Source organism: Rhodopseudomonas palustris, from assembly GCF_007005445.1.
Taxonomy (GTDB): Bacteria; Pseudomonadota; Alphaproteobacteria; order Rhizobiales; family Xanthobacteraceae; genus Rhodopseudomonas; species Rhodopseudomonas palustris_G.
Genome location: NZ_CP041387.1, coordinates 4254960 through 4272727, shown reverse-complemented (window position 1 = coordinate 4272727; position 17768 = coordinate 4254960). Strand labels below are relative to the sequence as shown.

Genomic DNA, 17768 nt, shown 5'->3' with positions numbered 1-17768 from the left:
CGCGCGCGCCACGATCTCGTTCTTAGCGCAGCAGTGCGCCGGTCACCCCCGCCGCCGCGCTGAACGCTACTACCAGCAGCGGCGGGGCGCGCCAGATCGTCAGCAGCGCAAAGCCGGTCAGCGCGATCGCGACGTCGGCGGTGCCGTGAATCGTGCTGGTCCACACCGGGTTGTACAGCGCGGCGCCGAGCAGTCCGACCACCGCGGCATTGACGCCGCGCATCATCGCCTGCGCGGCCGGATAGTGCCGCAGCCCGTGCCAGAACGGCAGAACGCCGAGCAGGATCAGGAACCCAGGCAGAAAGATGCCGATCAGGCCGATCGCGGCGCCTGTCAGCCCTGACGCAGGCGCGGCGATTGCGCCCAGATAGGCCGCGAAGCTGAACAGCGGTCCCGGCACCGCCTGGGCCGCGCCGTAGCCGGCCAGGAACGCGTCGTCGCTGACCCATCCCGGTCCGACGAAGCCATCGCGCAGCAGCGGCAGCACCACATGGCCGCCGCCGAACACCAACGCGCCCGCACGATAGAACGCATCGAACGCCGCAATGATCGAAGAGCCGGTGATTGATCCGAGCAGCGGTAGGCCGAGCAGCAGCACCACGAAGCCGAGCAGCGCGGCGATGCCGGCCGGCCGCGACACCCGCGCGCCGACGTCGCCGAAACGCTGCAGCGCATCGCTGCGGCACCATACGAGGCCGGCGAGCCCGCCCAGCGCGATCGCCCCGAGCTGGGCCATCGGTTCCGAGCTGAGCAGCACCACCAGCGCCGCCGCCACCGCGATCGTGGCGCGCTGGCGATCCGGACAGAGCTGCCGCGACATCCCCCACACCGCCTGGGCGACGATTGCCACCGCCGTCAGCTTCAATCCGTGCAGCAGGCCGGCGCCGATCGGACCGTCGAGCGCCGCGGCCCCATAGGCGAACAGCACCAGGGCGGTCGCCGACGGCAGCGTGAAGCCGGCCCATGCCGCCAGCGCACCGAGATAGCCGGCGCGCTGCAGCCCGAGCGCGAAGCCGACCTGGCTGCTGGCGGGACCGGGCAGAAACTGGCACAGCCCGACCAGGTCGGCATAGGCCTGCTCGTCGATCCAGCGGCGTCGCACCACGAACTCGTCGCGGAAATAGCCGAGATGCGCGATCGGGCCGCCGAAGCAGGTGAGCCCGAGCCTGGAGAAGACCTGCAGCACTTCAAGGGGCGTGCCGCCGCTCGGGCGCTCCACGGTCGATGGCTCGGTCTGTGTCGTCACGGTGCCTCGCCGCCAATGCTGGCTTGTGACTGCGCCAGCCCGGTCATCCGCTCGCTGATCGCCCATAGTCGCCGGTTCGCCTCCGGGTCGCGCGCCTGCGCCGGCGCGGGAATCGTCTTGCGGTCGGCGAAATACTTTCCGCTCACGCCCGCCAGCTCCGGGGCGTTCGCCAGATACAGCACGCGCCGGGCAGCGCTCTCGGCCGTCGGAATCGCCCAGCCGCCGAGCTTGATCAGCAGCTTCCAGAACAGGCCCTGGGCGCCGTCGGTGCCGCCGAGATTGGACTTGAAGACGCCCGGGAACACGCAATTGACGGTGACGCCGCTGCCTTCGAGGCGACGCGCCAGCTCGAAGGTGAAGTGCAGGTTGCCCAGCTTGGACTGGCCGTAGCCCTTCATCATGCCGTAGGGCCGCTTGTCCCAGGCGAGGTCGTCGAAATCGATCGCGGCCTCGATCCGGGTGCCGACATTGACGATCCGCGCCGGTGCACTGGCTTTGATCAGGTCGATCAGCAGATTGGTCAGCAGAAACGGGGCGAGGTGATTGACCGCGAGCGCGCATTCGATGCCCTGCGGGCTCAGCCGCCGCTCCGGGAAGGCGGTGCCGGCGTTGTTGAGGAGCAGATGCAGCCGGTCGAACCGATCGTGCACCGCCTGGGCCAGCGCCCGGACCGAGACCTGATCGGCGAGGTCGGCGACGAACAGATGCAGGTCGCCATTGCCGGTCGCTGCACGAATTTCGGCCAGCGCCGCTTCGCCGCGGCTGCGGTCGCGCGCCACCAGACCGACGCGCAGGCCGTCCGCCGCCAGCGCGCTGACGATCGCCTTGCCGAGGCCAGAATTGGCGCCGGTGACCAGCGCAGTACGTTTGCCATCGGCGGTCGTGCTCATCGGGGCGTCCTCCTGGCCACACGCCGAATGTGGCCGATCCTGTCCGCGCGTCAAAGGGCGGTCGAGGCGATTTCGATCGTTGGCCCGCTTTACCGTCCGCATCGTCTCGCCGTGATGACGGCGATACCGAAAGTTGAGGATGAGCTAGCGCCTGCCGAGGGGGCGGCGATTGTCGGGTTCTTTCGCGCCGGCCTCCGCCCGGGCCCGCATCGGGGCTGCGAGGCAAGCAAGTGTGGTTCGCACCAGTTCGTCGCGCAACGCGCCGAATCCCGCCGGCGGCATGCCACGGATCAAGGCGTGGGCGAACATGCCGTACAGCAGTGTGAAAACCGGCAGGGCGGCGTCGGCGGCGGAGCGGTCGGCCGGCCAGTCGGAGGCGTCTTCGAGCAGCGCCTCCCATTCCTTCAGGAACAGGTCATAGGCCTCGAGATAGTGGCTGCGCTCGCTCTTGTGCCGTTCCAGCATGAAATGCTGCATCCATTCGCGCGGCGCTTGCGCATAGATTTCGGCCTGCGCGGTTATCGCAGCCCTGACGCCGGTGGCGAGGTCGTAGCTGCCGAGCGCGGTGCGGCGGCGGCGCAGCGCCAGCAACAGATCCTTGGTCCGCAGATGCACGCAGGCGCGTGCCAGCTCGTCCTTGCTGGAGAAATATTCGTAAAAGGTGCCGAGCCCGACGCCGGCGACCAGCACGATCTCGCGGATCGTCACCTCACTGAACGGCTTTTCGTCGAGAAGCCGAACAAATGCGTCGCGGATCGCCCGCGAGGTTTCGTGCGAGCGCGGCTGCACCGGCCTTCGCCGTGATTTTGCTGGAGTTTCCGCGCGCTTCGCCATCCAGGCCCAATCCGAACACCTGCCCGATGCAGCTTGCCTATGATGCCTCCTGAACCATCGCAAGCGCCACAGGCGCCGCTCCGGGAGGACTGAAATTGCTCAACGCCGCCATCGCCGACAGCTACGGCGCCGTCACCCATGAGGTGATCAACCAGCCGGTCGAACTCGCCGACTACAATCTGTTCAGCGCCGACCGGCCATTGGTCGAGGCGGTGACGCGCGAGGGCGCCGGATGGGCCGCCAACGATATCGCCGATTTCGGCGCCCGGATCGGTACCGCCGACTATCTCGAACTCGGCGCGCTCGCCAACCGGCATCTGCCGGAATTCGACACCCATGATCGCTACGGCCGCCGCACCGATCTGGTTCGCTTCCACCCCGCCTATCACCGGCTGATGCAGACCTCGATCGAGCAGGGCTTGCATTCCTCGCCGTGGACCGATCCGCGCAAGGGTGCGCACGTCGCCCGCGCCGCGCGGTTCTATCTGCACAGCCAGATCGAGGCCGGCCACGGTTGCCCGATCAGCATGACGTTCGCGGCGGTGCCGTGCATAAGCCTGCAACCCGACGTCGCCAAACAGTGGCTGCCGAAGATTCTGGCGCGCAGCTACGATGCGCGCAACGTGCCGGCCGAGCAGAAGCAGGGCATCACCATCGGCATGGCGATGACCGAGAAGCAGGGCGGTTCGGACGTTCGCGCCAACACCACCCGGGCGATCCCGATCGGCGCCGGCGGCCCCGGCGGCGAGTACGAATTGGTCGGCCACAAATTCTTCGTCTCGGCGCCGATGTGCGATGCCTTTCTGGTGCTGGCGCAGGCGCCGGGCGGGTTGTCGTGCTTCCTGGTGCCGCGCTGGAAACCGGACGGCACCAAGAACCCGCTGCAGGTGCTGCGGCTCAAAAAGAAGATGGGCAACGCCTCCAACGCCTCCAGCGAGACCGAACTGCGCGGCGCGCTCGGCTGGATGATCGGGCCGGAAGGCCGCGGCGTCGCCACCATCATCGAGATGGTGGCGATGACCCGGTTCGATTGTATGATCGGCTCGTCGGCGATCATGCGGGCGGCACTGTCGCAGGCGATCGACCATTGCCGGCAGCGCAAGGCTTTCGGTCGGCTGCTGATCGATCAGCCGATCATGCAGAACGTGCTGGCGGATCTTGCTCTCGAAACCGAGGCGGCGCTGGCGCTGACGATGCGGATCGCCCGCGCGCTCGATCACCGCGGCGACGAGCACGAGGCGCACTTGATCCGGATCGGGTCGGCGATCGGGAAGTACTGGATCTGCAAGCGCACGCCCGGTCTCACTGCCGAGGCGATGGAATGCATCGGTGGTTCCGGCGTGATGGAGGATGGGCCGATGCCGCGTCACTTCCGCGAAAGTCCGGTCAATGCGATCTGGGAAGGCTCCGGCAACGTGCAGTGCCTCGACGTGCTGCGGGCGATGACCCGCACGCCGGAGACGCTCGAGGCGTATTTCGCCGAGGTCGAGCAGGCCAAGGGCGCCGACGTCGCGTTCGACCGCCACATCGCGGCGCTGAAGGACGACATGCGCGATGCATCGGACTTCGAGGAACGCGCCCGCGATCTGGTCGACCGTCTCGCGACCGGGCTGCAGGCCAGCGTGCTGATCCGGCACGCGCCGGACGAGGTCACCGAAGCGTATTGCGCATCACGTCTGGCGCAGCGCGGCGCGCATCATTACGGCGCGCTGCCCAAGGGGATGAATTTCGCCGCGATCATCGACCGCGCCCGGCCGCGGTGATCGTCGATGCCGGGTGAGAGCGGCGGACGTCCGCCGCTCTCACGATCGGTGGCAGCCTGGTGCGCTTACTGCACCTGGCCCTTACTTCGGCGACGCATCCTTCTTCAGGTAAGCGAACGCGGCGTTGAGCTGGGCGTCTTCAGGCTTGCCGATCAGGTCGGCCTTGATCGGCGCGGACGTGGCGGCCTTGGTCTTGTCGTCGGTAGGCTCGCCGGTCTTCGGCGTCGCCTTGGTGGCGCCGGCGTCCGTCTTGCCGAGCTGGCCCGGATTGGCGATCGCGCCGTGCAGCGCGCTTTCGCGGATCAGCGGGCCGCCGCTGATCTGCTGATCCTTCGGCGCCTCCTCGATCACGTCCGGCACGATGCCTTCGTCCTGGATCGAGCGGCCGGCCGGCGTGTAGTACAGCGCCGTGGTCAGCCGCACCGCGCCGTGGCCCTTGATCGGGATCACCGTCTGCACCGAGCCCTTGCCGAAGCTGGTGGTGCCCATCACGGTGGCGCGCTTGCGGTCCTGCAGCGCGCCGGCGACGATTTCCGAGGCCGACGCCGAGGCGCCGTTGATCAGCACCACGATCGGCACGCCGGGCAGCTTGTCGCCCCGCGACGGCGCCGAGAACACCCGCTGGTCATCAGCCTGGCGGCCGCGGATCGACACCACGGTGCCGCCGTCGAGCAGGTCGCCGGCGACCGAGACCGCGGCATTGAGCAGCCCGCCCGGGTCGTTGCGCAGGTCGATCACCAAGCCCTTGAGGCCGTCCTTGGCGTCGCCCTTGAGCTTCTTGAGCGCGGCGGTGAAACCGTCGGAGGTGTCCTGGCCGAACTGGCTGATGCGGATATAGCCCATACCGTCCGGCTTCATCTCCGATTTGACCGAGGCGACCTTGATGATTTCGCGGGTGAGGGTGACGTCGAATGGGTCGTCCTTGCCGCGCAGGATGGTGATGGTGACCTTGGTGCCGGGGGAGCCGCGCAGCATGTCGACGACATTGCGCAGGCTCATGCCCTGTGTGCTGGCGGTGCCGACCTTGATGATCAGGTCGCCGGGCTCCAGCTTGGCGCGCGCCGCCGGGGTGCCGTCGATCGGCGATACCACCCGCGGAATCCCGCCCTGGGCCGAAATCTGCATGCCGAGGCCGCCGAACTGGCCCGACATGTCGGTCTGCATGTCGTTGAATTCCTTCTCGTCCATGTAGTCCGAATGCGGATCGAGCCGGTTCAGCATGCCCTTCAGCGCATCCTTGGTCAGCGCGTCCGAGGCGATCGGATGGACGTAGGCGCGCTGCACCAGTTGGATCACGCCGCCGATCAGGCCGAGGTCGGCTGGCGCGGTCTGCTCGCGCTGCAATGCGAGCGCGGAGACTACAGGAACCGCGACGATGCCGAGAACGGCAAGGGAGCGAACGACGACTTTGCGCATGGGCGAACTCATATGAAGAGGCGGATGACGGCCGCCGTGGCGTTGCGGAACCAGAACCGACCGCGGTCGCGATCGGTTCCTGCGAGGGGGACACCGGCGCCCGGATAGGACGCCTGATCAGATACGCGCGAAGCTGGCGCGATCAAGGCGCCGAAGCCTTTCACGCGGCCGGCTTTTCGGCGGCGTCGCCGTTGGCGAGCAGGTGCACCAGCGCACGCTTGATCGCGGCCTGCCGGGTCGGGGCGGTGATCTGCGCACCTAACAGATCGGTCACGTAGAACACGTCGCGGGCACGTTCGCCGAAGGTCGCGACGTGCGCCGAGGCGATGTTGAGGTTGAGCTTCGAGATCGCCGTGGTGAGCTGGTACAGCAGACCCGGCCGGTCGAGTCCGCTGACCTCGATCACGGTGTAGCGGTCCGACCAGTTGTTGTTGATCTCGACCTCGGGCTCGACCACGAAGGCGCGCAGCTTGGCCTTGCTGCCGTTGGTCGCCCGGCGCGCCACCGCTTCGGGCAGCCGTAGCTTGCCTTCCAGCACTTCTTCGATGGTTTCGCCGATCCGGGTGGCCCGGCGGCCCTCGTCCTCGTCGCGATCGTATTCGCGGCTGATCGAGATGGTGTCGAGCGCGCGGCCGTCGGTGGTGGTGTAGATCTGGGCGTCGACGATGTTGGCGCCGGCGGCTGCGCAGGCGCCGGCAATCACCGACAGCAGCCACGGATGGTCGACTGCCAGGATCGTCAGCTCGGTGACGCCGCGGGCCTCATCGAAGCCGACATTGATTGCGAGCTTGTGGCCGGCCTGTTCGGACGCCCGCAGGAAGCGGGCTTGGCGGATCTTGCGCTGCAGATCGACCTTCAGCCAGTAGGCCGGATAGTGCCGCGCCACATAGGCGTTGAGTTCTGCCTCCGACCATTCGGTGAAAGCGGCGCGGAATTCGGCTTGGGCGGCACGGATCCGCTCCGCGCGGTTCACTTCCGAGAAGCCGCCGGTCAGCACCGGCTCGGTCTCGTAATACAAGGTGCGGATCAGCTGCGCCTTCCAGCCGTTCCACACGCCCGGACCGACGCCGCGAATGTCGGCGGTGGTGAGGATGGTGAGCAGCTTCATCTGCTCGACGGTCTCGACCACCGCGGCGAAGTTCTCGATGGTCTTGCGGTCGGACAGATCGCGCGACTGCGCCACCGTCGACATGACGAGATGCTGCTCGATCAGCCACGCCACCAGCTCGGTGTCGGCGGCGCTGAATCCGAACCGTGGGCACAGCCGCCGCGCCACCTTGGCGCCGGCGGTGGAGTGATCCTCGGGCTGGCCCTTGGCGATGTCGTGCAGCAGCACCGCGACGTACAGCACCACGCGATGATCGGGGCGGATCTTGCGCATCAGTTCGGACGACAGCATGAACTCGTCGTTGCCGCCGCGCTCGATCTCCTGAAGATTTCCGACGCAGCGCAGCAGGTGCTCGTCCACCGTGTAGCTGTGGTACATGTTGAACTGCATCATCGACACGATGCGGCCGAAGGCGCGGATGAAGCGGCCGAGCACGCCGGTCTCGTTCATCCGCCGCAGCACCGGCTCGGCGTTGTCGGAGGTCAGGATCTCGACGAACAGCCGGTTGGCTTCGGGATTGTCGCGGAGCTGCGGCGTGATCAGCGACAGCGAGCGCGTCACGATCCGCATCGCGTCCGGGTGGAACGCGAGGCTGTTCTTCTGCGCCAGCCGGAATATCCGGATCAGATTGACCGGATCGTGCTTGAACACGTCCGGCACCGCCAGATTGATGCGGTTGTTGTCGACGACGAAGTCGTCACTCTCCGGCACCCGGCGGCGCTTGGCGGCGGGGCGCAGCCGCGCCATCATCCGGCTCAGCGCCGGCGCCGCCTTGGCCTGCTGATCCTCCAGCTTGGCGCACAGGATCGCGGTGAGGTTGCCGACTTCCTTGGCGATCAGGAAGTAGTGCTTCATGAAGCGCTCGACGTCCTGCATCCCCGGATGCGACGTGTAGCCGAGCCGCACCCCGATCTCGCGCTGCAGGTCGAACGACAGCCGGTCCTCGGCGCGCTTGGTCACGAAGTGGATGTTGCAGCGGACCGACCAAAGGAAGTCTTCGCAGCGGCGGAAGGTGCGGAGCTCGGCCGGGTCGAACACGCCGCGCTCAGAAAGCTCGCTGGTCTCGCGCACCCGGTAGACGTATTTGGCGATCCAGAACAGGGTGTGCAGGTCGCGCAGACCACCCTTGCCGTCCTTGACGTTGGGCTCGACCAAATAGCGCGACTGGCCGGAGCGGCGATGGCGCTCCTCGCGCTCGGCGAGCTTGGCGGCGACGAATTCGGCCGCCGTGCCCTCGACCACGTCCTTGTCGAAGCGCTCGACAAGTTCGGCGTACAGCGCCTCGTCGCCGGCCAGAAACCGCGTCTCCAGGATCGCGGTGCGGATCGTCATATCGGCGCGGGCCTGGCGGATACACTCGTCGACCGACCGGGTGGCGTGGCCGACCTTCAGCCCGATGTCCCACAGGCAGTACAGGATGACTTCGGCGACCTGCTCGCCCCAGGCGGTCTGCTTGTAGGGCAGGATGAACAAGAGATCGATGTCGCTCTCCGGCGCCATCAGACCGCGTCCGTAGCCGCCGGTGGCCACCACCGTCATCCGCTCCGAGCTCGACGGCGTTGGGCTGTTGTATAGGTATTCAGTTGCGGCGTTGAACAGCAGCCGGATGATCGCGTCCTGCACGAAGCACAGCCGTTCGGCGCAGCGCCGGCCGTGGCGGTCGCGCAGCAACTGCGCCTCGGCCTCGGTGCGGGCCTTCGCCAGCTCCGCCTTCATCAGCATCGCCAGCGCGGTGCGGAACGCCGCGTCGTTGCCGGCGTGCTGCTCCGCCAGCGTTGCGATCTCGGCGGTGACCCGGGCGCTGTCGAAGCGCTCGTCGGCGGCGGGGCGGGAAGGTGACACGACTTTGTCCATGGCTGTTTCCGGATATCGGACGGCACCGCGACTGTCACGGAATTCTGCGCAAAGGGTGACCAAGGAGAGATGCCGGTCCGGCCAGCATAGGCCCCCGCAACGGTTTGTGACGATGGGATTTTCGTCAGTTGTCCGCGAATTCTCCTTCTCATCGTCGCGAGCTTGTGAGACAGGGGAACGCCGCTCCCGCGCCGGCGGGGGTACAACCTGCCGAAAGCGCACGATGTCCAGCAAAGTCTCCCCGCTCGCCCCCACCGACGTTCCCGCCATGCCGATGATCGCCGGCGTGCGCCTCGCCACCGCCGCGGCCGGCATCCGCTACAAGGGCCGCACCGACGTGTTGCTGGTGGAGATGGAGAAGGGCACCACGGTCGCCGGGGTGTTCACCACCTCGAAATGCGCCTCGGCGCCGGTGGAATGGTGCCGCGACAAGCTGAAGGGCGGCAGCGCCCGTGCGCTGGTGGTCAATTCCGGCAATGCCAACGCCTTCACCGGCAAGACCGGCAAGCAGGCCACCGCGCTGACCGCCCAGCTCGCCGCCAAGGCGATCGGCTGCAAGCCGGCTGAGGTGTTCCTGGCTTCGACCGGGGTGATCGGCGAACCGCTCGACGCCACCAAGTTCGACGGCGTGCTCGACGCGATGGCGCTCGACGCCGGACCGGACGGTTGGCTGGACGCCGCCAAGGCGATCATGACCACCGACACCTTCCCGAAGGTCGCGACCGCCACTGTCAAGCTCGGCAAGGCCAAGGTGACGATCAACGGCATGGCCAAGGGCGCCGGCATGATCGCGCCCGACATGGCGACGATGCTGTCGTTCATCTTTACCGACGCGCCGCTGTCGGCCTCCTGCCTGCAGGCGCTGCTCAAGGCCGGCGTCACCGACACCTTCAACGCGGTGACGATCGACGGCGATACGTCGACCTCGGACACGCTGCTTGCCTTCGCGACCGGTGCGGCGGCCGAGAACGGCGCGCCGAAAATTTCGCGCGCCTCGGACCCGCGGCTGAAGGCGTTCGTCAAAGCGTTCAACGCGGTGCTGGCCGACCTGTCCGAACAGGTCGCGCGCGATGGTGAGGGCGCCCGCAAGCTGGTCGAGATCATCGTCGAAGGCGCCAAGACCAAGGTGTCGGCTCGCAAGATCGCGCTGTCGATCGCCAATTCGCCGCTGGTCAAGACCGCGATCGCCGGCGAGGACGCCAATTGGGGCCGGGTGGTAATGGCGGTCGGCAAGGCCGGCGAGCCGGCCGATCGCGACAAGCTGTCGATCTCGTTCAACGGCATCCGCGTCGCCAAGGCCGGCGCGCGCGATCCGTCCTACAACGAAAAAGAAGTTTCGGCGCAGATGAAGAAGCCGGAAATCCAGATCAAGGTCGCGCTCGGCCTTGGTAAAGGCCGCGACCGCGTGCTGACCTGCGACCTCACCAAGGAATACGTCGCAATCAACGGCGACTACCGGTCGTGATCGGCGGGGCCTTCAGGCGGTCGAATGTGAAAGCGGCGTCGCCACACCTCCAGCCGTCATCGCCCGCGCAGGCGGGCGACCCAGTACGCCGTGCCGCCGGTTGTTTGGCCGAAGCGCTCTGGAATACTGGGTGCCCCGCCTTCGCGGGGCATGACGTTGTTAGTGGGAAAGTCGCCGTGCGTCCCATCGGGGGCGCGGCATGAACCTCCTGCTCGTCGTCGCCGTGGCGCTGATCGATGCCGATAATCGCGTGCTGATCGCGCAGCGGCCGAAGCACAAGCAGCTCGGCGGCTTGTGGGAGTTTCCCGGCGGCAAGCTCGATCCCGGTGAGCGCCCGGAGGCGGCGCTGATCCGCGAGCTCGACGAAGAGCTCGGCATCACCGTGAAAGAAGCGTGCCTCGCGCCGCTGACCTTCGCCAGCCATGCCTACGAGGACTTTCACCTGCTGATGCCGCTCTACGTCTGCCGGCGCTGGGAAGGCCTGGCGATGCCGCGCGAGGGCCAGGAGCTCGCCTGGGTCCGCGCCAACAAGCTGCGCGATTACCCGATGCCGCCGGCGGATCTGCCGCTGATCCCGCCGCTGATCGAATTGCTGATGTAGGGCGCCGGCCAAATTCGATGTGTCATGCGCGGGCTTGACCCGCGCATCCATCGTCCCGACGTCATTCCGGGATGCGCCGCGCCTGCGGCGCAGACCCGGAATCCAGAGGTTCAGGGCACCTCGAGATTCCGGGTTCGCGCGTTCCCGCGCGCCCCGGAATGACTGATCCGCGTCAAGGCCCGGGCAACGACGGATGAAGCTCGCGCAGTTCAGCGCTTCCCCTTGATCGCCTCTTCCAAACTCGCTTTCGCCGAGCCCGGCTTCAGCGGCTGCTGCTGGCTTTCGTGCGGGGACCAGCCGGACAGCCAGACGATCTCGAAGGTGGCGCGGATGCGGCCGTCGGGATCGCTGAAGCGGTCGGCGTAGATCTGGGCCATGCGGCTTAGCGTGGCGCGGCGCAGCGGCGTCTTGCGGCGTTCGATCAGCAGATTAGTGGCGCCCATTCGCCGCAGGTCTTGCATCAACGCGAACGCATGATCGTAGCGCACCACCACGCGGTCGACGTCGGTGACCGGCAGCGCGAAGCCGGCGCGTTGCAAGAGTGCGCCGAGGTCGCGCAGATCGGCGGCCGGTGCAACGCGAGGCGACACCCCGCCTTCGATCTCGGTCTCGGCTTCGGCGAACGCCTGGCGCAGCTCGGTCAGGGTGTCGCCGCCGGTCAGTGCGGCGAGCAACAGGCCGTCCGGTTTCAGTGCGCGGCGGACCTGCGCCAGCACGCCCGGCAGGTCGTTGGCGAATTGCAGCGCCAGCGCCGAGACCACCAGGTCGAGCGAGCCGGGCGCGAACGGCAGCGTTTCGTCGCCGGACGAAGCGACGGCGATATGTTGCAAGTTGGGGAACCGCGGCAGGTTCAGCCCGCCGGGCGTCCAGAGATCGGCGACGTCGCCGAACTCGCGCAGCACGGCGTGCAGCCGCTCGTCGATCTCGTCGGCGACGCGGTCGAGCAGGAAGCTGGCGGGGCCGAGCAGGGCGGCGCGCTGCAACCGCGCCGCCAGCAAGGTGCGATCGAACAGGATCGGCGTGGAACCGTTCATGGCCAATTCGAAGTCGTCTGCGTGATCAGTTCAGCTTGGAGGCCGCGGAGGACGGCCCCTGCTGCGAGGCTTCGAACATCTTCAGCACCGCATCCAGCGCGTTGCGCAAGTGTAGCGCGCCGGCCTGGCTGCAGCGCAGCCGCGCGGTGGTGACGAATTTGACCTCGACCGAACCATCAGCCAGCGGGTTCAGCGTGCGTGCCGCCAGTTCGACCTCGACGCCGTTGGCGATCACCCCGTGCGCCGGAGCGATGTCGAAATACAGATGCGGCGCGGTCGGAATATCCAAGTAGGTAATGTCGGTGGATTTGTCGGTGGGTTCGGACACGGCGATCTCCCGAGTAAGGACTGGCGGTGTTGTGCGCTTTTTCAGCGGCCGGCACTACCCGGCCGGTCTTGACGGTTGTGGATCCGGCGCTAGCCTCGCGCCATGCGTGCAGGGGCGATCGGACGGACCAGGGGGCAGGCGGTCGGCGGTGCGACCGCCGCGCTCGGCGGTCTGCGCCGGGTCTGGACCCGAGCTGCCCAGGCCGTGCTCGATCTGGCGCTGCCGACGCTGTGTGTCGCCTGCCGCGAGCCGGTCGCCGGCGACGGGTTGTGCGCGCGGTGCTGGTCGCAGCTCTCGTTCATCGCCCCGCCCTATTGCGAAAAGCTCGGGATTCCGTTCGTCTACGATCCGGGGCCAGGGATGCTGTCGATGCAGGCGATCGCCGATCCGCCGGCCTATTCCCGCGCCCGCGCCGCGGTGCGTTACGACGAGATCGCAAAAGCGCTGGTGCACGGCCTCAAGTTCCACGACCGCACCGATCTGGCGCCGACGATGGGGCGGTGGATGGCTCGTGCCGGAGCGCCGTTGCTGACGGACGCCGATCTGCTGGTGCCGGTGCCGCTGCATTGGCGGCGCGGTTTCTCGCGCCGCTACAATCAATCCGGCGTGCTCGCGCAGGTGATCGGCCGGCAGGCCAAGCTGCCGGTGGCGGTCGAGGCGCTGCAGCGGGTGCGGCCGACCGCGCATCAGATCGGGTTGTCGCGGTCCGAGCGAGCCGCCAATGTGCAGGGAGCGTTCAAGGTTCCGAAGCACCGTAAGGCCGAGATTCACGGGCGGCGGATCGTGCTGATCGACGACGTGCTGACCTCGGGCGCCACCGTCGATGCCTGCGCCCGCGCGCTGCTCCGGGCGAGGGCGGTCTCGGTCGAGGTGCTGGTCTTCGCGCGGGTTGTCGATACGCTGAAATCCCCCATATAATCCGCTCCTTGCGCCCATCCTCGGCAACCAACGGAGCCTGAATGCCCGCAGCGATCGAAATCTTCACCCGCCCCGGCTGCGGCTATTGCAGCGCTGCCAAGTCGTTGCTCGACCGCAAGAAGGCGGCCTTCACCGAGTACAATGTCGCGGCCGATCCGGGCTACAGGGTGAAGATGGACGAGCGCGCCGGCCCCGGCGCGACCTATCCGCAGATCTTCATCGGCGACACCCACGTCGGCGGCTGCGACGATCTCTACGCGCTCGATCGCGAGGGCAAGCTCGATGCGCTGCTCGCCGGCGAAAAGGCAGCGACATGACCGAAGCGGTGCCGTTCAATGCCGCCCTGGTGCAGATGCGCAGCGGCCTCACCCCCGAGCCCAATCTCGAGCAGGGCATCCGGCTGATCCGCGAGGCGGCCGCGGCCGGCGCCGACTACGTGCTCACCCCCGAGGTGAGCAACATGATGCAGCTCAACCGTGAAGCGCTATTTGCCCAGCTCGCTGACCAAGACAGCGACGCTTCGTTGAAGGCGTATCGCGAGCTGGCACGCGAGCTGAACATCCATCTGCACATCGGCTCGCTGGCGCTGCGCGCCTCGCCGGAACGCGCGGTCAACCGCTCGTTCCTGATCGGCCCGGACGGCACGATCCTGGCGAGCTACGACAAGATCCACATGTTCGACATCGATCTCGGCAATGGCGAGAGCTACCGGGAGTCGGCGAACTACCAGCCCGGCGAGACCGCGGTGATCTCCGATCTGCCGTGGGGCCGGATCGGCCTGACGATCTGCTACGACGTGCGGTTTCCAGCGCTATACCGGGCGCTGGCGGAAGCCGGCGCCTCGTTCCTCACGGTTCCGGCGGCGTTCACCAAGCCGACCGGCGAGGCGCATTGGCACGTGCTGCTGCGGGCCCGCGCGATCGAGAACGGCTGCTTCGTGTTCGCCGCGGCGCAGGGCGGCCTGCACGAGAACAAGCGCGAGACCTTCGGTCATTCGCTGATCATCGATCCGTGGGGCGTGGTGTTGGCCGAAGGCGGCATCGAGCCCGGCTTCATCATGGCGCGGATTGATCCGGCCGAGGTGACGAAAGCGCGCGGCAAGATCCCGTCGCTGCAGCACGGCCGCCGCTTCACCGTCGCCGATGGCAATGCGGGCACCGGCCATCTGCATCTGGTCCGGCAGTCATGATCCGCTACAGCCTGCGTTGCGACAAAGGGCATGTGTTCGAGAGCTGGTTTCAGAGCTCGTCGGCCTACGATTCCCAGGTTCGGCGCAAGCTGGTGAGCTGCCCGCAATGCGATTCGGTGAAAGTCGAAAAGGCGATCATGGCGCCGCAGATCGTCGGCAAGAAAGGCCGCGGCCGCGCGCCCGAGCCGGCTGCCGCCGACCCCGCCGCGACCAACCTTCCGGCCGAGGCCGCTTCTGCAAATTCGCCGACGCCGCTGCTGATGGCGCAGGAGCGTGAACTGCGCGCCAAGCTGAAGGAACTCCGCGACCACATCGTCAAGACCGCCGACAATGTCGGCGAACGCTTCCCCGAGCAGGCGCGCGCCATGCACTACGGCGATATCGAGCACCGCCCGATCTACGGCGAGGCCTCGCCGACCGAGGCCAAGGCGCTGATCGACGAAGGCATCGAGGTCGCGCCGCTGCCGGTGCTGCCGGACGATCGGAACTAACCGCAATGAGGTGCGCCTCTCGCCAGGAAGGCGCGCGACTTAACCTCTCCCCGCGTGCGGGGAGAGGTCGGTTCGCATCGTTAGATGCGGACCGGGTGAGGGGGCGTCTCCGCATAGTCGAGAGACAGCCATGCGTGTCGCCCCTCACCCCAGCCCTCTCCCCGCAAGGGCGGGGCGAGGGAGCGCGCTCCCGACGTGGCATGTGCACCGAACGATTTCGCCGATGAATCCCGACACCCTCCTCTCCTGGCAATTCTGGGCGGTGCTGTCGGCGGTGTTCGCGGCGCTGACGGCGATCTTTGCCAAGGTCGGCGTGGCGGACATCAATTCGGATCTCGCCACTTTCATCCGGACCGTGGTGGTGCTCGTGGCACTCGGCGGGTTGCTGGCGGCAACCGGAAAGCTGGTCACGGACGGGCCGATCAGTGGCAAGACCTGGCTGTTCCTGATCCTGTCCGGGCTGTGCACCGGGGCGTCGTGGCTGTGCTACTTCCGGGCGCTGAAGCTCGGGCCTGCCAGCCTGGTGGCGCCGATCGACAAGCTCAGCGTGGTGCTGGTGGTGGTGTTCGGCGTGCTGTTTCTCGGCGAGCGGCCGTCCGGCACCGAATGGATCGGGATCGTGCTGATCGCCGCCGGCGCGGTGATCATCGCGCTGAAGTAATCACACCGCGACCAGCAGCGCGACGCCGAGCACGATCAGGACGATGCCGATGATCTCGCGTGGCGCTGCCGGCTGCTTGAACGAGTAGTAGGCTACGGCCTGCGCGAACAGCACCTCGATCAGCGCCAATGTGCGGACATTGGCGGCGGCAGTGAGCGCAAACGCCAGGAACCAGAACTGCGACGCTGCCGCGCCAATGAAGCCGGCCAGCATCGACGGTCGCCACAATCTGAGGATGTCGCGCAGCACCTGCGGCGCGCGCGCCAGCAGGTAGATGGTCAGGACCAGCGTCTGGACCCCGAGCGCGAACACCAGCGTGAAGGTCGCGGCGGTGACGAAGGTGACATTCGGCACCACGATGATCGCGCCGCGAAACCCGACTGCCGACAGCGCAAAGGCCGCCGCAGCGCCCAGCCCGAGCAGCGTCGGCCGCAGGCTGACGAGGCCGCGGGCGGCGCCCGGGCGCAGCGCTGTGACGACGACGCCGACGGTCGCGATCAGGATCGCCACGACCTTCCACAGGTTCAGGTGATCGCCGAGAAACACGAAGCCGAAGATCGCGGTCTGGATCGCCTCGGTCTTCAGATACGCGGTGGTGACCACGAACGAGCGCTCGTTCATCGCCGCCAGCATCATCCCGGTGGCGGCAATCTGCGACAGTGCGCCGAGCAGCAGCCATGGCCAGAAATCGAGGCCCGGCCACGGCATCGCATCGCCGGTCGCCGCCAATACGCCGGCGAAGAACAGCAGCGAGAACGGGAAGCCGAACAGGAACCGGATATTGGTGGCGCCCCAGGTGCCGAGCGGTCCGGTCAGCGAACGCTGCATCGCGTTGCGCGCGACCTGGCCGAGCGCAGCGACGAGCGTGAAAGGAATCCAGAGCGAGACGACGGTGAACATGGCACGGGTGGCAGGAGGGACGCCGCACCCTCGGCGATCCGGTCCGCAGCGGTCAACCGGAACCCGCTCATGCCTGCATTGCGGGATGCCGGTTTGCCGCTACACTCCGCGAGCAGGTCGCAAGGACGATCGTCGCAACGGCTTCCGAGGGAGCATCGCATGACGCGGACCTTGAAGTGGATCGTGGTCGCGCTGGTTGCCGCCTTGGGATCGGCGGTGGCCGCTTCGGCGCAGGACGGCTTTCGCGGCAGCGAGTGTCTGGCGATGGCGCAGGCGCCGCTGCGGGCGACACCGGTCAGTCTACGGCGGGCCGCATCGGCCGAGCAGGTGCTGATCACCTATCGCGGCCATTCGACCTACACGATCGAGACCCCGGGCGGGGTGATGGTCGCGACCGACTACAGCGGCAGCTACGATACCGGGCGCACTCCCGACGTCGTCACCATGAACCGGGCGCATTCCACCCACTACACGCTGACCCCTGATCCGGCGATCACCCACGTGCTGCACGGCTGGGGCGAGAACGGTCAGGCTGCAAACGTCCGGCTGCGGGTCGGCGACATGCTGATCCGCAATGTGACCACCGACATCCGCCGCTTCCGCTTCGACGACGGTTCCGGCGGCATGATCAAGGACGGCAATTCGATCTTCATCTTCGAGGTCGCCGGGCTGTGCATCGGCCATCTCGGCCATCTGCACACCACGCTCGACGACAGCCACATCGCCGCGATCGGCCGGCTCGACATCGTGATGGTGCCGATCGACGGCAGCTACACGCTGTCGCTCGAAGGCATGTCGGAGATCACCCGGCGTCTGCGCGCCTCGGTGGTGCTGCCGATGCACCGCTTCATGACGCCGCTGGAGGACTTCGTGCAGCGGATCGGCGGCTCATTCGCGATCGATCAGCGCAGCGAACGTAGCTTTCGGATCTCGCGCGACACGCTGCCGGGCACGCCGACAGTGATCATCCTAAAGGGTGTGTGAGGATCGTAGGGTGGGGCAGGCGCGTAGCGCCGTAACCCACCCTCTTCGGATCGCGGTGTGGAATCGGTGGGTTACGCGCTGCGCGC

Annotated in this window: 17 protein-coding genes; 9 read left to right on the top strand and 8 right to left on the bottom strand. The window is 67.4% G+C overall.

All coding sequences use genetic code 11. The features are described 5' to 3' along the window. Positions 1-22 precede the first annotated feature (22 nt). The 3 genes from chrA to FLL57_RS19655 form a co-directional block, all read right to left on the bottom strand. Complete coding sequence (gene chrA, locus FLL57_RS19665; protein WP_142883776.1) at positions 23-1246, bottom strand: chromate efflux transporter; 1224 nt, start codon at positions 1244-1246, stop codon at positions 23-25. Continuing rightward, entirely contained in the window at positions 1243-2136 is an 894-nt protein-coding gene (locus tag FLL57_RS19660) for an SDR family oxidoreductase (RefSeq protein WP_142883775.1), read from the bottom strand. Before FLL57_RS19660 ends, chrA begins: the two co-directional genes overlap by 4 nt. Positions 2137-2280: 144 nt before the next feature. Beyond that, positions 2281-2925, bottom strand: coding sequence for a TetR/AcrR family transcriptional regulator (locus FLL57_RS19655; RefSeq protein ID WP_235677173.1), 645 nt, complete (start codon positions 2923-2925; stop codon positions 2281-2283). A gap of 140 nt (positions 2926-3065) precedes the next feature. On the opposite strand from FLL57_RS19655, the gene FLL57_RS19650 reads away from it, so the two are divergent. Next, on the top strand, positions 3066-4733 hold the full coding sequence (locus FLL57_RS19650; protein ID WP_142883773.1) for an isovaleryl-CoA dehydrogenase: 1668 nt from the start codon (positions 3066-3068) through the stop codon (positions 4731-4733). Positions 4734-4814: 81 nt separating this feature from the next. Here the strand turns inward: FLL57_RS19650 and FLL57_RS19645 are convergent, their stop codons facing one another. After that, positions 4815-6149: a S41 family peptidase gene (locus tag FLL57_RS19645; protein WP_142883772.1), complete on the bottom strand. Its 1335-nt coding sequence runs from the start codon at positions 6147-6149 to the stop codon at positions 4815-4817. A 160-nt stretch (positions 6150-6309) separates the two neighbouring features. Then, the gene (locus FLL57_RS19640; RefSeq protein ID WP_142883771.1) at positions 6310-9111 is read right to left on the bottom strand and encodes a [protein-PII] uridylyltransferase; all 2802 of its coding nucleotides are present in this window, start codon (positions 9109-9111) and stop codon (positions 6310-6312) included. A 223-nt stretch (positions 9112-9334) separates the two neighbouring features. Here FLL57_RS19640 and argJ point away from each other — a divergent pair, with 223 nt between their 5' ends. Both argJ and FLL57_RS19630 read left to right on the top strand, forming a co-directional pair. Beyond that, entirely contained in the window at positions 9335-10576 is a 1242-nt protein-coding gene (gene argJ / locus FLL57_RS19635) for a bifunctional glutamate N-acetyltransferase/amino-acid acetyltransferase ArgJ (RefSeq protein WP_013500472.1), read from the top strand. A 199-nt stretch (positions 10577-10775) separates the two neighbouring features. Then, a complete protein-coding gene (locus FLL57_RS19630; protein WP_011156162.1) occupies positions 10776-11177 on the top strand; it encodes a (deoxy)nucleoside triphosphate pyrophosphohydrolase in 402 nt (133 codons plus the stop codon). 209 nt (positions 11178-11386) lie between these two features. Here FLL57_RS19630 and FLL57_RS19625 read toward each other — a convergent pair whose 3' ends face one another. Then, the gene (locus FLL57_RS19625; protein WP_013500473.1) at positions 11387-12211 is read right to left on the bottom strand and encodes a methyltransferase domain-containing protein; all 825 of its coding nucleotides are present in this window, start codon (positions 12209-12211) and stop codon (positions 11387-11389) included. Between the two features lie 25 nt (positions 12212-12236). Further along, positions 12237-12539, bottom strand: coding sequence for a hypothetical protein (locus FLL57_RS19620; RefSeq protein WP_013500474.1), 303 nt, complete (start codon positions 12537-12539; stop codon positions 12237-12239). 102 nt (positions 12540-12641) lie between these two features. On the opposite strand from FLL57_RS19620, the gene FLL57_RS19615 reads away from it, so the two are divergent. The 5 genes from FLL57_RS19615 (at position 12642) to FLL57_RS19595 (ending at position 15798) form a co-directional block, all read left to right on the top strand. Further along, positions 12642-13457, top strand: coding sequence for a ComF family protein (locus tag FLL57_RS19615; RefSeq protein WP_013500475.1), 816 nt, complete (start codon positions 12642-12644; stop codon positions 13455-13457). 41 nt (positions 13458-13498) lie between these two features. After that, positions 13499-13774 (top strand): glutaredoxin 3, encoded by a 276-nt coding sequence (grxC, locus tag FLL57_RS19610; protein ID WP_013500476.1) that lies wholly within the window; start codon positions 13499-13501, stop codon positions 13772-13774. Continuing rightward, the gene (locus tag FLL57_RS19605) at positions 13771-14646 is read left to right on the top strand and encodes a carbon-nitrogen hydrolase family protein (RefSeq protein WP_142883770.1); all 876 of its coding nucleotides are present in this window, start codon (positions 13771-13773) and stop codon (positions 14644-14646) included. The genes grxC and FLL57_RS19605 overlap by 4 nt, the downstream gene beginning before the upstream one ends. Next, positions 14643-15137, top strand: coding sequence for a DUF1178 family protein (locus tag FLL57_RS19600; protein ID WP_013500478.1), 495 nt, complete (start codon positions 14643-14645; stop codon positions 15135-15137). The genes FLL57_RS19605 and FLL57_RS19600 overlap by 4 nt, the downstream gene beginning before the upstream one ends. Positions 15138-15360: 223 nt before the next feature. Further along, positions 15361-15798: an EamA family transporter gene (locus tag FLL57_RS19595; protein WP_041807002.1), complete on the top strand. Its 438-nt coding sequence runs from the start codon at positions 15361-15363 to the stop codon at positions 15796-15798. Here the strand turns inward: FLL57_RS19595 and FLL57_RS19590 are convergent, their stop codons facing one another. Next, complete coding sequence (locus FLL57_RS19590; RefSeq protein ID WP_013500480.1) at positions 15799-16698, bottom strand: EamA family transporter; 900 nt, start codon at positions 16696-16698, stop codon at positions 15799-15801. Between the two features lie 159 nt (positions 16699-16857). Here FLL57_RS19590 and FLL57_RS19585 point away from each other — a divergent pair, with 159 nt between their 5' ends. Next, complete coding sequence (locus FLL57_RS19585; protein WP_142883769.1) at positions 16858-17682, top strand: MBL fold metallo-hydrolase; 825 nt, start codon at positions 16858-16860, stop codon at positions 17680-17682. The last annotated feature ends 86 nt before the right edge of the window (positions 17683-17768 follow it).

Excerpts from the sequence above, each read along its gene's own strand:
- FLL57_RS19630 (WP_011156162.1), top strand. The coding sequence starts at position 10,776 with ATGAACCTCCTGCTCGTCGTCGCCGTGGCGCTGATCGATGCCGATAAT.
- FLL57_RS19600 (WP_013500478.1), top strand. The coding sequence starts at position 14,643 with ATGATCCGCTACAGCCTGCGTTGCGACAAAGGGCATGTGTTCGAGAGC.
- FLL57_RS19645 (WP_142883772.1), bottom strand. The coding sequence starts at position 6,149 with ATGCGCAAAGTCGTCGTTCGCTCCCTTGCCGTTCTCGGCATCGTCGCG.
- FLL57_RS19640 (WP_142883771.1), bottom strand. The coding sequence starts at position 9,111 with ATGGACAAAGTCGTGTCACCTTCCCGCCCCGCCGCCGACGAGCGCTTC.
- FLL57_RS19605 (WP_142883770.1), top strand. The coding sequence starts at position 13,771 with ATGACCGAAGCGGTGCCGTTCAATGCCGCCCTGGTGCAGATGCGCAGC.
- FLL57_RS19585 (WP_142883769.1), top strand. The coding sequence starts at position 16,858 with ATGACGCGGACCTTGAAGTGGATCGTGGTCGCGCTGGTTGCCGCCTTG.
- FLL57_RS19625 (WP_013500473.1), bottom strand. The coding sequence starts at position 12,211 with ATGAACGGTTCCACGCCGATCCTGTTCGATCGCACCTTGCTGGCGGCG.
- FLL57_RS19660 (WP_142883775.1), bottom strand. The coding sequence starts at position 2,136 with ATGAGCACGACCGCCGATGGCAAACGTACTGCGCTGGTCACCGGCGCC.
- FLL57_RS19615 (WP_013500475.1), top strand. The coding sequence starts at position 12,642 with ATGCGTGCAGGGGCGATCGGACGGACCAGGGGGCAGGCGGTCGGCGGT.
- FLL57_RS19595 (WP_041807002.1), top strand. The coding sequence starts at position 15,361 with ATGAATCCCGACACCCTCCTCTCCTGGCAATTCTGGGCGGTGCTGTCG.
- grxC (WP_013500476.1), top strand. The coding sequence starts at position 13,499 with ATGCCCGCAGCGATCGAAATCTTCACCCGCCCCGGCTGCGGCTATTGC.
- argJ (WP_013500472.1), top strand. The coding sequence starts at position 9,335 with ATGTCCAGCAAAGTCTCCCCGCTCGCCCCCACCGACGTTCCCGCCATG.
- FLL57_RS19590 (WP_013500480.1), bottom strand. The coding sequence starts at position 16,698 with ATGTTCACCGTCGTCTCGCTCTGGATTCCTTTCACGCTCGTCGCTGCG.